The organism is Rhodoferax sp. (genome assembly GCF_018780565.1).
GTDB lineage: Bacteria > Pseudomonadota > Gammaproteobacteria > Burkholderiales > Burkholderiaceae_C > Rhodoferax.
In genome coordinates this window covers 457,766-472,401 of the sequence record NZ_JADMJN010000005.1, presented here as the reverse complement: position 1 = coordinate 472,401, position 14,636 = coordinate 457,766, and the positions used below count along the sequence as shown (strand labels likewise).

14 protein-coding genes are annotated in these 14,636 nt (G+C 59.5%); 8 read left to right on the top strand and 6 right to left on the bottom strand.

Annotation, left to right across the window (positions count from 1 at the left end; genetic code table 11):
* Nucleotides 1-16: 16 nt before the first annotated feature.
* Nucleotides 17-1,060 (bottom strand): phosphoribosylformylglycinamidine cyclo-ligase, encoded by a 1,044-nt coding sequence (purM, locus tag IV109_RS09645; RefSeq protein ID WP_296695291.1) that lies wholly within the window; start codon nucleotides 1,058-1,060, stop codon nucleotides 17-19.
* A 94-nt stretch (nucleotides 1,061-1,154) separates the two neighbouring features.
* Here purM and IV109_RS09640 point away from each other — a divergent pair, with 94 nt between their 5' ends.
* From IV109_RS09640 to IV109_RS09615, 6 genes are all read left to right on the top strand, one after another.
* Nucleotides 1,155-2,237, top strand: coding sequence for an AI-2E family transporter (locus tag IV109_RS09640; protein WP_296695289.1), 1,083 nt, complete (start codon nucleotides 1,155-1,157; stop codon nucleotides 2,235-2,237).
* Nucleotides 2,238-2,245: 8 nt separating this feature from the next.
* Entirely contained in the window at nucleotides 2,246-2,932 is a 687-nt protein-coding gene (gene hda, locus IV109_RS09635; RefSeq protein WP_296695287.1) for a DnaA regulatory inactivator Hda, read from the top strand.
* Nucleotides 2,933-2,935: 3 nt separating this feature from the next.
* On the top strand, nucleotides 2,936-3,610 hold the full coding sequence (locus tag IV109_RS09630) for an HAD family hydrolase (RefSeq protein WP_296695284.1): 675 nt from the start codon (nucleotides 2,936-2,938) through the stop codon (nucleotides 3,608-3,610).
* Nucleotides 3,611-3,685: 75 nt separating this feature from the next.
* A complete protein-coding gene (pcnB, locus tag IV109_RS09625) occupies nucleotides 3,686-5,281 on the top strand; it encodes a polynucleotide adenylyltransferase PcnB (protein WP_296695282.1) in 1,596 nt (531 codons plus the stop codon).
* An 8-nt stretch (nucleotides 5,282-5,289) separates the two neighbouring features.
* Nucleotides 5,290-5,754, top strand: coding sequence for a 2-amino-4-hydroxy-6-hydroxymethyldihydropteridine diphosphokinase (folK, locus tag IV109_RS09620; protein ID WP_296695280.1), 465 nt, complete (start codon nucleotides 5,290-5,292; stop codon nucleotides 5,752-5,754).
* A gap of 77 nt (nucleotides 5,755-5,831) precedes the next feature.
* A complete protein-coding gene (locus IV109_RS09615) occupies nucleotides 5,832-7,619 on the top strand; it encodes a methyl-accepting chemotaxis protein (RefSeq protein ID WP_296695278.1) in 1,788 nt (595 codons plus the stop codon).
* Here the strand turns inward: IV109_RS09615 and IV109_RS09610 are convergent.
* The 5 genes from IV109_RS09610 to IV109_RS09590 form a co-directional block, all read right to left on the bottom strand.
* A complete protein-coding gene (locus tag IV109_RS09610; RefSeq protein ID WP_296695275.1) occupies nucleotides 7,616-8,071 on the bottom strand; it encodes a RidA family protein in 456 nt (151 codons plus the stop codon). The genes IV109_RS09615 and IV109_RS09610 overlap by 4 nt on opposite strands.
* 74 nt (nucleotides 8,072-8,145) lie before the next feature.
* Nucleotides 8,146-9,123: a transglutaminase family protein gene (locus tag IV109_RS09605; RefSeq protein WP_296695272.1), complete on the bottom strand. Its 978-nt coding sequence runs from the start codon at nucleotides 9,121-9,123 to the stop codon at nucleotides 8,146-8,148.
* Nucleotides 9,123-11,822 (bottom strand): circularly permuted type 2 ATP-grasp protein, encoded by a 2,700-nt coding sequence (locus IV109_RS09600; RefSeq protein ID WP_296695270.1) that lies wholly within the window; start codon nucleotides 11,820-11,822, stop codon nucleotides 9,123-9,125. The genes IV109_RS09605 and IV109_RS09600 overlap by 1 nt, the downstream gene beginning before the upstream one ends.
* A 38-nt stretch (nucleotides 11,823-11,860) precedes the next feature.
* Complete coding sequence (locus IV109_RS09595) at nucleotides 11,861-13,084, bottom strand: serine hydrolase (protein WP_366834231.1); 1,224 nt, start codon at nucleotides 13,082-13,084, stop codon at nucleotides 11,861-11,863.
* Nucleotides 13,029-13,190, bottom strand: coding sequence for a hypothetical protein (locus IV109_RS09590; protein ID WP_296695781.1), 162 nt, complete (start codon nucleotides 13,188-13,190; stop codon nucleotides 13,029-13,031). Before IV109_RS09590 ends, IV109_RS09595 begins: the two co-directional genes overlap by 56 nt.
* 122 nt (nucleotides 13,191-13,312) lie before the next feature.
* On the opposite strand from IV109_RS09590, the gene IV109_RS09585 reads away from it, so the two are divergent.
* Nucleotides 13,313-13,726: a hypothetical protein gene (locus tag IV109_RS09585; protein ID WP_296695267.1), complete on the top strand. Its 414-nt coding sequence runs from the start codon at nucleotides 13,313-13,315 to the stop codon at nucleotides 13,724-13,726.
* Between the two features lie 8 nt (nucleotides 13,727-13,734).
* Entirely contained in the window at nucleotides 13,735-13,944 is a 210-nt protein-coding gene (locus tag IV109_RS09580; RefSeq protein WP_296695265.1) for a hypothetical protein, read from the top strand.
* Nucleotides 13,945-14,636: the final 692 nt, after the last annotated feature.

The window sequence follows — 14,636 nt, the reverse complement described above, 5'->3', positions numbered from 1 at the left end:
ATGCCGGGCGTTTCTTTCAGTTGACGATAACTGCCGCTCCATCGCCACGGGAGGCGATGACACCGATCTCAAATACCTGCTCGCCAGAGGCGCGAAGGGTTGCAGCACAGGCTGCGGCGTTTGCAGCGTCAATCACGACAACCATGCCGATGCCGTTGTTGAAGGTGCGATTCATCTCGAAATCGTCGATGCCCGCCGTGGCCTGAAGCCATGCAAACAGCTCGGTTTGTGGCCAGCTGCCTTTGCTCAAATGCGCTGCAGTGCCATCGGGCAGGACACGCGGAATATTTTCCAGCAGACCGCCTCCGGTGATGTGGGCCAGTGCCTTGATGGGGTGGGCCGCCAGTGCGGCCAGCACGTTTTTCACATAAAGGCGGGTGGGTTCCATGACGGCCTGCTTGAAAGGCTTGCCATCCAGCGTGGCGGGCAGTGAGGCACCAGCGCGCTCAATGCATTTGCGAACCAGGCTGAAGCCATTGGAGTGCACGCCGCTGGAGGCCAAGCCCAACACCACATCACCGGCTTTCACGTCCTGCCCGGTCAGAATCTTTGATTTTTCGACCGCGCCCACCGCAAAACCGGCCAGGTCGTATTCGCCGGCAGGGTACATGCCGGGCATCTCGGCCGTTTCGCCGCCAATCAGCGCGCAGCCTGACAACTCACAGCCTTTGGCGATGCCGCCCACCACAGCGGCAGCGGTGTCCACATCCAGCTTGCCACAGGCAAAGTAATCCAGGAAAAACAGGGGTTCAGCGCCTTGCACCAGCACATCGTTCACGCTCATGGCGACCAGGTCGATGCCGACGGTGTCGTGCATATTCCATTCAAAGGCCAGTTTGAGCTTGGTGCCGACACCATCTGTGCCACTAACCAAAACCGGTTCCTTGTAACGCTTGGGCACTTCAAACAGGGCTCCAAAACCGCCAATACCGGCCAGCACACCTTCGCGCATGGTCTTCTTGGCCAGGGGTTTGATCCGTTCGACCAGCGCGTCGCCCGCATCAATGTCAACACCGGCGTCTTTGTAGGAGAGAGGGGAGGAGGCGTTAGGTGTGGTCATTTAAATTGCTTGGATAAGGAGTATCGGGCAGGTCGAAGGAGCAGAGCCCTATAGAATTTGGCTAGATTTTAAAGGTTTGTCCCCGGCCATCCGTATGCAATTTACTTCCGCTCAAAAAAGTGCCGCAACCTGGGGCCTGATTGCATCCGTTATTGCGGCCACCCTGTGGTTGCTGGCCCCCGTTCTGACTCCCTTTGTCGTTGCTGCAATTTTGGCCTATGCGCTGACGCCCCTGGTCAACTGGCTGGATGATGTGGGACGCGGCCGCCTGCCGCGGCTGGTCGCGGTGGTGGTGGTCGAACTGGTGTTTATTGTGCTGGTGCTGGGCGTCATATTGCTCATCGTCCCGATTCTTGCCAAGGAGTTGCCACTTCTGCGTGAGCAGGTCCCGGTGCTGCTGGATGGCATGAATGCGGTGGTCAAACCCTTTTTGGCCCAGTTTGGCATCAAGATGGCCCTCGACGTGGGCAGCATCAAGGCCTTTGTCCTGAAGTACCTCAGTGCCAACGTTGAAGACACCTTTGGCTCCGTCATGACCTCGCTCAAACTGGGGGGCAGCGTGGCTTTTGCCATTCTGGGCAATGCGGTGTTGATACCGGTAGCCCTGTTTTACTTGCTGATGGACTGGAAGCGGTTTGTCACCCGGACGCTTGAATTCGTGCCACCTCGCCTGCGTGCGGCCTATGACAGCTTTACCAGCGAAGCGGATGCGGTCCTGGGTCAGTATTTGCGGGGGCAACTCTTGGTGATGCTGTTTTTGTCGATCTTCTACAGCGTCGGCCTGGCCCTGTTTGGCCTGGATCTGGCATTGCCGATCGGTATTTTTACCGGTCTGGCTGTGTTTGTACCCTACGTGGGCTTCGGGCTGGGTCTGATTCTGGCGACCCTGGCGGGCTTGCTGGAGTTTGCCGCTACGGCAGGTCCGGCCAAGGCCCTGATCATGGTGGCGGTGGTTTTTGGTTTGGGGCAATTCATCGAAAGTCTGTTTCTGACGCCACGACTGGTGGGGGAGCGCATCGGCCTGCATCCGCTGGCGGTGATTTTTGCATTGCTGGCGTTCGGACAGTTGTTCGGTTTTGTAGGGGTGTTGATTGCATTGCCTGCCAGCGCCGTGTTGCTGGTGGCCATGCGCAGAGCGCAGGCCCGTTACCTTTCCAGCAAGCTCTATCAGGGTTGATGCAGCGAATGAAACAAATTGCGCTCGATATCGGACTGGCCACAGGCCCCACGCTGGCGAGCTTTTTTGCCGGCCCCAATGAGGCCGTTCTCCGCCATCTGGAGCTCTGGGTGGGGGACAAGTCAGGTACCAGCCCGCGCTCGCCGGTGCCCACCTACTTGTGGGGTGTTGGCGCCAGTGGCAAGACGCATTTGCTCAAGGCCGTGCAGGCGGCTTTGCGGGAGCAGGGCGCCACAGTGGGCTGGCTCGATGCCTCGATCGCGGAGCCCCCCGAATTCAATGAAGGATGGGCGGCCATTCTGATGGACGATGTGCACCTGTACACGGCAGAGCAGCAACATGCGGCTTTCAACTGGTTCGTGAATGCACAAAGCCACCAACTCTGGGTGTTGGGCGCCGGTGCACTGCCACCGTCGGATCTCAAATTGCGTGAAGACCTCAGGACCCGCTTGGGCTGGGGTCATGTTTTCGAGTTGCAGGTGCTCAGCGAGCCGGAGCGGCGCGCCGTTTTGCGCAAAGCAGCGGATGCGCGAGGGGTATTCCTGGGCGATGACGTGATGGATTTCATGTTGACCCGATTCAGCCGCGATCTGGGGAGCCTGATGGAGTTGCTGGACCTGATTGATGGCTACGCCCTGCAAACCAAGCGGGGCATCACCATTCCCTTGATCAAATCCATGATGGAAAACATCTGACGCATGAAGCTGGCCCTTTTTGACCTTGATCACACCCTGTTGCCCATCGATTCCGATTATTCATGGGGGGTCTACACCAGCACCATCGGCTGGACCGATCCCGTGGACTTCAATCGGCGCAATGATGAATTTTTCGCCCATTACAAAGCGGGCACCCTGGATATCCACGATTACGTGCGCTTTGCAACCGATGCCGTGAGACGGCAGGGGGCTGTCAATTCCGAAGCAGCTCACGCGGATTTCATGAGAACAGTGGTTCAGCCGGTCGTCAAGCCGCAGGCGCTCGCACTGGTTCGGCAGCACCAGCAGGCGGGCGATGAAGTGCTCATCATCACGGCGACCAATGAATTCGTCACGCGGCCGATTGCGAAGGTTTTTGGCGTCAAGGAGCTGATCGCAGTCGAACTGGAGCGCGATACCTCACCGGGCGGCACGGGATGGATTACCGGTGAAATCAAGGGTGTTCCCTCGGCCCGTGAAGGCAAGGTAACCCGGATGGAGCAGTGGCTGGGCAGCCGCCGCCTGGGCTGGGCGGATGTTGAATCCACTTTTTATACCGATTCCATCAATGACCTCAGTTTGATGGAAAAAGTGACTCACCCTGTGGCCACCAATCCCGATGAACGCCTGCGTGCAATTGCCTTGGAACGTGGATGGCGCATACTTGACCTGTTTTAGGACATCTTCCAGTGGCGTGGACAACGCTGGCCGACTTTGCAGTCGGTGGCCCGTTCCGCAAAATTTCAGAATTAAATGATTAAAAAGTTTATTAACAAGCTGCTGGGCAAATCCCCATCGACAGCAAAGGGCAAGAAGCTCCAGTTTGGCAAGCGCGAAGAAGTCAGTGTCGATGCCCATGGTATTGACCCGGCACTGGTCGATGACCGGGCCCTCAATGTGGTGCGCACGCTTAAAAGCGCCGGCTATGAAGCCTATATTGTGGGTGGGGCGGTGCGCGATTTGATGGTCGGCCTGCGTCCGAAAGACTTTGACGTGGCAACCAATGCCACGCCCGAGCAGGTCAAAGGCCTGTTCCGGCGCGCCTTCATCATCGGCCGGCGTTTTCGCATCGTGCACGTGGTGTACGGGCGAGGGCGTGAAAACGAGGTGATCGAAGTCTCCACGTTCCGTGCCTATATGGACAATGCCGCGGCAGAGGCCGTTTCAGGCAATGAACGCACCAGCAAGAATGAGCTTGCTGGCATGAAGCATGCCGTGGATGCGTCGGGTCGGGTGCTTCGTGACAACGTCTGGGGTCCGCAGGAAGAAGACGCGGTACGGCGTGATTTCACAATCAACGCCATGTACTACGATCCCGAGACCCAGATCGTGGTCGATTATCACAACGGCATCAAGGACGCCAAAAAGCGCGTCATTCGCATGATTGGCGATCCGGCGACCCGTTACCGCGAAGACCCGGTGCGCATCATTCGCGCCGTGCGTTTTGCGGCCAAGCTCAGTGGCTTGGGCTTCCAGCTCGAAGCCAAAACGGCTGGCCCACTGGTCAAGTCGCAGGAGCTGCTGGCCGATGTGCCGCAAAGCCGGCTGTTCGATGAAATGCTCAAGCTGCTGCAAACCGGCCATGCGCTGGCTTCTATCGAGCAGCTCAAGGCGCTGGGCATGGCGCGCGGCATTTATCCCCTGCTGGATGTCGTGGTGGAGCGTGCGCAGCAGACGTTTGTCAACGCCGCCTTGAAAGATACCGACCGCCGCGTGGATGAAGGCAAGCCGGTGGCCCCCAGCTTCCTCCTTGCCTGCGTGCTGTGGGCTGACGTGCGGGACGGCTGGGCGCAACGTGTGCAGCAGCAGCGTCAGCACTCCCATCCCGCGCTGCAAGATGCTATCGACGATGTGTTCAACGCCCGTATCGGCGACGTGTCGGGACGCGGCAAGCTTGCGGGTGACATGCGCGAGATCTGGATGATGCAGCCGCGCTTTGAAAAGCGTGTTGGCAGTACTCCATTCGGTTTGGTGGATCAGCCGCGTTTTCGCGCTGCGTTTGACTTCATGCGCCTGCGTGCCGATGCGGGTGAAATTGACGTGGTACTGGCCGACTGGTGGCAAGAGTTCAGCATGGCCGATGACGACTTGCGTCAGGACATGGTTGACCAGGTCCGGGAAGAGCAGCAACAGCGCCAGCGTGCGCCACGCGTCCATAAGGCGCCTGTGGTGCGTGAGCCGAGCGCGGCATCTGACATGGCAGCAAGCCCCGTGCCGCCGACAAACTCAGGCGATATCCAGGGTGAGGAGGGCGCCAGCGCGCCGCGCAAGCGGCGTCGCCGTCGCCGCACTGGTGCGGCCAAAGGTGCCGAGGGCGCGGGCGGTGATGCTCCGCAAAGCGACAGCTGAACCTTGCCATGCGGGACCCGGTAAGCGCCTACATCGGCCTGGGTGCCAATTTGAGGGAGCCCGCGGCAACTGTGCTGGGTGCGATGGACGATATCGCTGCGCTGGACGGCGTAACACTTTCCCGCCGCTCCTCGCTGTACGGCAGTGCGCCGGTGGATTCAAGCGGACCTGACTATGTCAATGCCGTGGTCGAAGTGCAAACGCGCTTGACCGCGCCACAACTCCTGGCCCAACTGCAGGGCATCGAGGAGAAATCAGGCCGCGAACGACCCTATCGCAATGCCCCTCGAACCCTTGATCTGGATTTGCTCCTGTATGGTGACGCCACAATTTTGAGCGCATCATTGGTGGTTCCCCACCCACGCATGAACTCGCGTGCTTTTGTCTTGCGACCGCTGGCGGAATTGGTACCCGAAAGGGTGAGTGCAGCCAGCTTGCAAAGCGTCATGGATCAGGCCGCGTGGCGACTGTAAGCTTTTCAGTCCGAATGAGCATTTCGACGGGTTCAGTGCTATCCTGACGACACAACAATATTGGATGGAGACTCGTCATGACTCTGAACAACGTTCGCCTTGCTGCCAAGTTGTGGATTGCCACCGGCCTGATTGTTTTTGGCTTGTGCCTGGTGATCGGCTATGCCGCCGTGCGCGCCGGCAGTGACCGGGCCGAGAGTGCGGCGGTACTCGATGCCTTGAGTACCAAGATCAAGCTGACCAATCGTTGGGCGGGATTGACCGAAACCAACGCAGCGCGTTCGCAAGCCATTTTGCTCAGCAGCGACGCTACCGTGGAAGCCGGGTTGAAAGAGGCCCTCGCGGCAACCTCCGCTCAAATTGGCGACATCCAGAAGTCTATTGACGCCACCGAGTTGACGGCGGCAGACAAGTCCCAGATGCAAACCATTGCCAACAACCGCAAGCTGGTGCTTGAGACGCGGGCCAAGGCCATGAAGTTACGGGCTGAGGCCAAGCCAGATGAAGTGCTCACGGTCATCAACAGCCAGTACAACCCGGCCATGACAGCCTATCAAAAATCCCAGCGTGATTTTGTAGCGATGCAGGAGCAGTCCCATGCAACATCGCGCCAGTATTTTGAAAAAAGAGGCAAGGAACTGGTCAACATTTCCGCCATAGGCATTTTTCTGTTGATTGCCGGTATTCTTGGAGGCGCTGCCTGGTTGATTCGCTCGATTCGCGGGCCTCTGGTGCAGGCGAATGAACTCGCGGCCAACATCGCCAAAGGCGATCTCAGCATGCGAATTGACACCTCCCGCGGCGACGAGTTTGGTGATCTGATGAAGTCGCTGGCTTCCATGAACGAGTCACTGGGCCGCATGGTGCACCAGGTGCGCCAGAGCACCGACAGCATTGCCACCGCCAGCGCCGAGATTGCCAGCGGCAACAACGATCTCGCGCAGCGCACCGAGCAGACCTCCAGCAACTTGCAGTCCACCGCTTCCAGCATGAACCAGCTGACCGGCACCGTGCAGCAAAGCGCCGACAACGCGCGCCAGGCCAGCACCCTGGCGGCCAACGCTTCGGCCGTGGCCGAGAAGGGCGGGGCGGTGGTCAAGCAGGTGGTCTTCACCATGGAAGAGATCAACACCAGCAGTCGCAAAATCTCCGACATTATTGGCGTCATTGACGGCATTGCCTTTCAAACCAACATCCTGGCGCTCAACGCCGCGGTGGAAGCCGCACGGGCTGGCGAGCAGGGCCGTGGCTTTGCCGTGGTTGCCAGCGAAGTGCGCAGTCTGGCGCAGCGCAGCGCCGAGGCGGCCAAAGAAATCAAGGGACTGATTGGTACCTCGGTTGAAAAAGTGGAATCTGGCACCAAGCTGGTGTCGGATGCCGGCGCCACCATGAGTGACATTGTGCAATCGGTGCGCAAGGTGGCGGATGTGATTGGCGAAATCAGCGCCGCCTCCACCGAGCAGAGTTCCGGCATTGCGCACGTTCACCAGGCCATTGGCAACCTGGACCAGATGACGCAGCAAAATGCTGCTCTTGTGGAGGAAAGCGCGGCTGCCGCGGAAAGCCTGCGCGAGCAGGCCGATCAACTGGCGCAAGCGGTGGCGGTGTTCAAGATCAGCGATACGGTGAAGTCTGCGTCGACAGCAGCACGCCCTAGCAAGGACATTACGCCACATGCACAGCCACTGACCTACAAGCGACCGCAAGCTCTGACAAAAGCAAAACCGGCTGCGCCCCTGTCGGGCACAGGTGCTGCCAAAAAACCATTGACACTGGCCAACGGAAATACCAGTGCTGCGGCCAAACCCAAGCCGGCGCCAGCCCCAAGCCAGAAGGGCGGCGACGAAGATTGGGAAACCTTTTAGGCCAGCTCGGCGATCAGTTCAATTTCAACGCAGGCGCCCAATGGAATCTGGGCCACGCCGAAGGCGCTGCGGGCATGTGAGCCCTTGTCACCGAAAACATCGCCCAGCAGTTCACTGGCACCATTGGTGACCAGGTGCTGTTCGGTAAAGGCGTCGGTGGAGTTGACCAGCGACATGAGCTTGACGATGCGTTTGACACGGTTGAGATCACCCACCGCTGCGTGCAATGTGCCCATCAGGTCAATGGCCACTTGCCGTGCCGCCGTCCGGCCTTCTTCAGTCACCATGTTTTTTCCAAGCTGCCCCACCCAGGGTTTGCCGTCTTTTTTGGCAATGTGACCGCTGAGGAAAACCAGATTGCCCGTTTGCACAAATGGCACATAGGCCGCTGCGGGGATTGCCACGGGTGGCAGGGTGATGTTGAGTTCGGTCAGTCTTGCGTAGACGCTCATGGTGAATCCTTGTGGTGTGTAAATTACTGAATGAAAATGGCGATAGCCCCCGTCACATATGCCCATATTGCTATCTAATTGATAGTTCTCTGGCTTTGCGACTGGCTCTGGCTCGAAGGGGGTGGCAGGGTCTGGGGTGCTATGGTAGCCGGCATGTCGCTACTGATCGGTTCTACCGTGACGCCCACGGTGAGGGTGTGACTGGCGCCGCCATGGATGACACCGCGCAGGGGTGATACATCGGAAAAATCTCTCCCCATGGCCAGCGTCACATAGTCCTCGCCCGGTGAATGCCAGCCACAGCGGTTATTGGTCGGGTCCAGATCGCACCAGCGATCCTCTGGCGCCAAGTCGGCAAGGTATACCGCCACCCAGGCGTGCGACGCGTCGCTGCCCTTGAGCTTGACGGTGCCGGGTGCCGGTTGGGTCAGCAGATAACCGCTGACGTAACGCGCTGCCACGCCCATGGCGCGCAGGCACGCGATCATGATGTGGGCGAAATCCTGGCACACCCCCTTGCGCTGAGCCAGGGCTTCCAGTGCCGGTGTGTTGACCTGGGTACTCTGGCTTTCATACACAAAGTCGGCGTGAATGCGCTGCATCAGGTTTTGTGCTGCCGCCAGCAAGCTCACGCCGGGCGCAAAACTTGGCCGCGCATAGGCTGCGAACTCGGGTGCCCGGGGGCAAAAAGGTGAGGCGAAAACATACTCGGTCGCGGCATCAAACTCTCCGCCGGATCGGTATCGAAAGCGTTCCCGGGTCTGCTCCCAAGTGATGCTGCTGGCCGGCAATGCCTGGGCGGTGGTGAGCACAACACTGTGTGCCACCACCTCTAACACGGTGTGAGGTGTTTGCAGCGAGAAAAAGCTGCGTGTGTTGCCAAAGACGTCCATCACCGGCCTGATTTGGGCCGGTGTCGGGCTGATGTGCAGCGCGTGACTCAGCAACTGCTGATGGCGGGTATGCAAGGGCTGCAGATACGCCACGTGCTGTGCTGTTTCTACGGCGGGCACATAGTCGTAGCGTGTCTCGTGAGTGATTTGCAGCTTCATCAGCTTCCCAGGCTTTGCTTGATTTGGCCCGAGTGGGTGAAATAGGTGGTGCTGATTTCTTCGGACACCGTGAGGGCTGCCGCGGTACATTGCAACAAAAGATCGTTCAGAGACAGAAAAACGCCGGGTTGCGCGCCGGACTCACCGCCAGTGCCCGGTGCCACCAACATGGCCTCGCACAGTTGCGTCAGGCTCCAGGCCGTGGGGTCCGGCACTCGCATCGCCAGGGCACTGAGCTCGTGGGATTCGCTGCCCGCGAGTTTGGCCAGTCGTCCCCGCAGGGTATGTGCCACCCAGGCCAGTGAGCGGGGGTTGTCGCGGTCCAGCACCAACAGATCGATCAATGCGGCCAGATCCCGGCTTTGCTGGTACTGCGCATGGAAGGTGATGGTGCTGTCAAACAGCGAAATCATGGCTTCAAAGCCCGCGTCCAGATGCACTGCGCCGGTTTCCAGACCCCGCAGGAGTGAAGACGCCAGAAACCCCAGGCGCTCAATGTGCCGCCCGATGCTGAGCAGGCGCCACCCATCGTCGCGCGTCATCCGGTCGGTCTGCGCGCCGGTGATGGCCGCCATGTGGTCGCTGGCGTTCTTCAGCACTCTTTGGGCTTCCAGCGAAGAAAAATCGCCACCCCTTGTGAGGTCGGCGCAACTGGCGAAAAGCTCCTCTTCGGCCCGCACAATCACGCGCCAATGCTCTTGCGACAAACGTTCACGCACCGTGGCGCCCGCCATTTTGAGGGCGCGCAGGTTGTAGCCCACACTGGTGGCGCCATCGGTGCTGCCCAGGCTGGAGATCAGGGAGCGCTCAAACACTCGGCGCGCCTGCGGCGCCAGGGGCACGCCCGGCAGCACCAGGGTATTGGCAAGTGCCATCTTGCCCAGCCATGCCAGAAGCAGTGGCGACGAGGCGTCTTCTCCGTTAAGGCATTCCAGGGTCAGGCGGGCCAGTCGGATGGCGTTTTCGGTACGCTCGGTATAGCGCCCCAGCCAATAAAGATTTTCCGCCGCGCGGCTGGTCACCATGCGTTTGCGCTGTGCCAGCGAAGCCGGTGTCAGGTGCGGTTGCAGCAAGGTGGTCTTGTCCACCTCGCCATGGGTCAGTGCCCAGACATCGGCACTGCTGCCGCCGCGCTGCATGGAGGCAATGTCGGGCGCAGCGCCGGCCACGCGTGCCAACCCACCGGGCAATACGCGCCAGGACTGCGCGCCATCGGACACGGCAAAAACCCGCAGCATCACCGAGCGCGCAAGGACCTGTCCCTGCGCATCCGCAGCATTGCCGGATTGAGGGGGTGCTGCCTGCCAGGTGGGCATTTGGGACAAGGGCATGTAAGCCTGTACGGTGTGCTCCTCACTGTGCTGCGCAATGCGCCCGGCCCATTCGTCCAGCTCGCGCGGAGACAAGGTATGCCCCAGCACCGAATCGAAACTGCCATGGACCGGCGTGCCCGGGTAGGTGGGCTTGATGGCGCAGTCGCGCAAGCGGGCCAGGGCTTCTTCCATGGCTGAGCGCTCACCACACCACCAGGTGGGCAGAGCGGGTAATTGCAGCTCTTCGCCCAACAGGTGGCGCGACAAGGCAGGCAAAAACCCCAGCAGGGCAGGAGACTCCAGAAAAGCGGTCCCCGGTGCATTGGCCACCAGCACATGACCCGCGCGAATGGCCTGCAGCAGGCCGGGTACGCCCAGGGTCGAATCAGGGCGCAACTCCAAGGGGTCAAGGTACTCGTCATCCACACGTTTAAGCAGGCCATGCACGGGCACCAGCCCTTTGAGGGTCTTGAGGTACAGGTGTTCATCGCGCACGATCAGGTCGCTGCCTTCAACCAGCGTCAAGCCCAGATAGCGGGCAAGGTAGGCGTGCTCAAAATAGGTCTCGTTGTACGGGCCGGGGGTGAGCAGGGCAATATGGGAGTCGGCCCCAGCCGGGCTCATCTGCTTCAAGCTGTCCATCAACGCACGGTAGGTGCTGGCCAGTCGCTGCACGCGCATGGTCTGGAAAGCCTGGGGAAACTGGCCCGAGATGGCCAGGCGGTTTTCCAGCAGATAACCCAAGCCCGACGGTGCCTGACAGCGTTGGCTGACCACCCACCAGTTGCCGTCCGGCCCACGCGCCAGATCAAACGCTGCAATATGCAAATGGGTGCCGCCCACGGGCGTGACCCCGTGCATGGCTCGCAGATAGCCGGGATGCCCCTGCACCAGCGCGGGCGGGAGTAAACCACGCTTCATCAAGTGCTGGGGGCCGTACACATCGCCCAGCACCTGCTCCAGCAAGCGCATGCGCTGCAACACGCCAAGCTCAATCTGTTGCCAACTCTCGGGTTCGATCATCAGCGGAAACAGGTCCAGTGACCAGGGACGCTGCGGTCCATTTTCATCGGCGTAGACGTTGTAGGTAACGCCGTTGTCCCGTATCTGGCGCTCCAGACTGGCCGCACGCTGGTTCAGATTGCCGCTGCTGGTCGCCTCCATATGAGCAAAGAACTGGCTCCATGCCTCCGCGAAATCAGCATTGTTTGCTGCTGAATTGGTAGCGTTTGCGGCTTTTTGCGTGGCGGCAGCTGGGGGCACAACGCAGGCGCGCAGTTCATCAAAGTGGCCAGGGCTGGCCGAGCAGGCCTGCGCACTGGACAGCAGGTCGGCAGGCTGGCGCTGGATGGCGCTGCCAGCGGGAGATTCGTTAAGGTCATTCACTGGGCAACAGTATGCCAGCGTTGCCACCCAAGCCCGTGTCAGTCGGTCGCCAACAAATGCTTTGCAAGTGCGTGGTAGGCGGGAATGGATTGCGGATCAATGCCCATATTGCCAGCAATATGGTGGGAAGCGTAACGGGCAACCACCATCTCGGCTTTGGGGTCGATGTAGATAGCCTGGCCGTGGATGCCACGCGCCATGTAGGCACCGTGCGGGTTGTGCGACACCCACCACATCGTGCGGTAGCTCCAGCCCGGCAGGGTCACATAACCAGCAGGCGTGAACTTGGCGGGATCAGCGCCCCGGCGAATGTCATCCACCACAGCCTTAGGCACCACTTGCTGGCCCTGCGCCTGCCCGTCATTGCGCATCATTTCGCCAAAGCGGGCCAGGTCGCGCAGCGTGGTGTTCAGACCGCCGCCTGCAAATTCTGTTCCTGTGGTGTCCACCGTGATGTAGGCGTCATGCTCCATGCCGAGGCGGCTCCAGATGCGTCGCGACAGGTTTTCGGCAAGGGACAAGCCCGTGATGCGCTGAATGATCCAGCCCAGAACATCGGTATTGATCGTCTTGTACGAGAAACTTTCGCCATGGGTGCCCAGCTTTTTCACACTCTGCAGGTACTCATAAAAACTCTCGGGCCCCTCATAGCCAGCGGGACGCGCCATCAAATTGCCGGCCCGGGAGTAGGACCAGATTTCAGCCTTGGGATCGGTATAGACCTCGCTGTATTGCAGGGCCGTGGTCATGTCCAGCACCTGACGCACGGTGGCATCGCCAAACGCACTGGCTTTCAGTTCCGGCACATAGTGCGAGACCAGTGCCTTGTCGTCCAGCAGTCCCTCATGCGCCAGGCAAGCGGCTATCGTGCTGAAGAATGATTTGGTCACTGAGAATGCAATGTGCGGCGTGTCGGCATCCAGCGCACCAAAATAGCGCTCGTATACGATATTGCCCTTGTGCAGCACCACAATGCCGTCGGTGTAGTTCGCCCACAGGGCGTCGGCCCAGGTCATCGGGGCGGTGGCGCCAATGGGTGTGAAGGTGACGGCATCCAGGTCATCACGATCCGAGCGTGGCAGCGCAGCTACTGGCCCCGGCCCCCGCGCCACGGCTTTGGTGGGCACCAGTGCACGGTAGTTGCTGTTGGCCCAGCGATTTTGCGGAAAGCGCGACATGCTTCCGTCGGCAAAACGAACCAGCTTGTCAGGCGGTGGCGGTGAGCCCATCATCCAGCCCATCCGAATCGGATCGGTGTCCATGGCGCTCGGCATGGCCGAGTTTGACGCTGAATTCGAGGTCGCAGTAGATGTCATCTTGAGCCCGCCTGAAAGTGTTGTGGAATGAGCCTTGCAATTGCAGTGTCATGGTACCCGCTCTGGAAACAAGACTGCAATATGGATCTGCCATTTGCTGTCGTTCAGTTAAAGTCCTTGCCCTCAGGGTGAGGGTTGCCCATGTCGTGTGGCTTAAAAAACGAGGAAAACAATATGCTGTTAACTGATATCGCCGTCGAGCACACGCTGGTGTCCAAAAAGAATGGGGTTCGTCAGACTTATCTGCTGCATCCGTTTACCAATACGCAGCGAGATACGCTTGGTAAATTCGAGATCGTTCGTGACATCCGAGAGCCAGGGTTCAAAGATGTTAAACGCTCAGCCTTCGTGACGTTTCAACAATTGGCGGAGTTGTATGCGAAAGGCGTACTCGACGAATTCGGGTTTTCCGTGCGCATGTGTCCGGGTCAGGGCACGTACCCCACTGCGAATCCCCCCAAAAAGATACTGCCAACCACCATCAGGCCAGGCTCATCGTTCGACCTGGCGGTTCAAAAGGTGGATGTTTCAAAACCTGCTAACCGCGAATTGAGAACAGCTTTGCTTCGCACTAACGTCAAACTTTAAGGATACCTGTGAATCCATCCGTTGCCCATGCCGAACTCATCGCCACTTTCAAGCGGGCGCAGGCAGATGCTGCTCACAAGTTCGGATTGATCAAAGCGGCTGCGAAAAAGGGGCCCAAGGCAGTCCAAGCGGCCACCGAAACAGCTGCAAAGGCAGCAAAACGCAGGGACTCGTATGCCAAGAAGCTGGATACCCTGGGGGTGAGCCTCAAGGACTGAGCGCGGCCCAGCCTACTGCCCGACACCAGTCATTGGCGACTACCCCCAACTGGCCCCAAGCGATAGCAGCAACCGACCCAAAACTGAATTTGGTTGGTTCAAATTCATGGCCTAATAGCTGACATTCAGCATTGTCCAGCCAAGCGGATGCGGAGCTGCATCCGAAATGTATTGGTTACTGTCCGCCAACATGTCAGCCATGAGAGCGCTCTGTCGGCCAGAAGCTGAAACAGGAGAAGTGCGGCAGTGAAGAAGTCTGCCTGACCACCCCAGTCACCCAGAGCGCGCCCAACAGGGCAGACTCGGGACAGCTGGCTCCGTCTCATGGCTTGCGCAAGTAAGATGTCGTAGTTCAATTCACTGCCTGGGTCTGGAAAGTTCCTTCGGCGCGCCTGCAGGGAGGAAGATGCACAACGTACAGTTCGAGATTTCGAAGCCTACTGGCGACAGCGAATTCGAAGACATGTGTGCCCGCGTATACGGGACCGTTTTCAATGACCCACTGCCACAGACGAACGGGCGCCGCGGCCAGAAACAAGGGGGCATAGATGTATTCATCGACGCGCCAGAAGGGCGACTCGGGGTTCAGTGCAAGAGGTATGCGGACGGAGCTCTGAAGCTCAAGCACGTAACGCACGAAGTCTCCGAAGCCGACAAGGCGAACACCCCTATAGTTCGCCTAATCGTTGCCA

What these genes read in the sequence shown, in the direction of transcription:
- pcnB (WP_296695282.1), top strand. Translation starts at nt 3,686, where the DNA reads ATGATTAAAAAGTTTATTAACAAGCTGCTGGGCAAATCCCCATCGACA.
- IV109_RS09640 (WP_296695289.1), top strand. Translation starts at nt 1,155, where the DNA reads ATGCAATTTACTTCCGCTCAAAAAAGTGCCGCAACCTGGGGCCTGATT.
- IV109_RS09630 (WP_296695284.1), top strand. Translation starts at nt 2,936, where the DNA reads ATGAAGCTGGCCCTTTTTGACCTTGATCACACCCTGTTGCCCATCGAT.
- IV109_RS09585 (WP_296695267.1), top strand. Translation starts at nt 13,313, where the DNA reads ATGCTGTTAACTGATATCGCCGTCGAGCACACGCTGGTGTCCAAAAAG.
- hda (WP_296695287.1), top strand. Translation starts at nt 2,246, where the DNA reads ATGAAACAAATTGCGCTCGATATCGGACTGGCCACAGGCCCCACGCTG.
- IV109_RS09615 (WP_296695278.1), top strand. Translation starts at nt 5,832, where the DNA reads ATGACTCTGAACAACGTTCGCCTTGCTGCCAAGTTGTGGATTGCCACC.
- purM (WP_296695291.1), bottom strand. Translation starts at nt 1,060, where the DNA reads ATGACCACACCTAACGCCTCCTCCCCTCTCTCCTACAAAGACGCCGGT.
- IV109_RS09590 (WP_296695781.1), bottom strand. Translation starts at nt 13,190, where the DNA reads ATGACACTGCAATTGCAAGGCTCATTCCACAACACTTTCAGGCGGGCT.
- IV109_RS09605 (WP_296695272.1), bottom strand. Translation starts at nt 9,123, where the DNA reads ATGAAGCTGCAAATCACTCACGAGACACGCTACGACTATGTGCCCGCC.
- IV109_RS09610 (WP_296695275.1), bottom strand. Translation starts at nt 8,071, where the DNA reads ATGAGCGTCTACGCAAGACTGACCGAACTCAACATCACCCTGCCACCC.
- IV109_RS09595 (WP_366834231.1), bottom strand. Translation starts at nt 13,084, where the DNA reads ATGGACACCGATCCGATTCGGATGGGCTGGATGATGGGCTCACCGCCA.
- folK (WP_296695280.1), top strand. Translation starts at nt 5,290, where the DNA reads ATGCGGGACCCGGTAAGCGCCTACATCGGCCTGGGTGCCAATTTGAGG.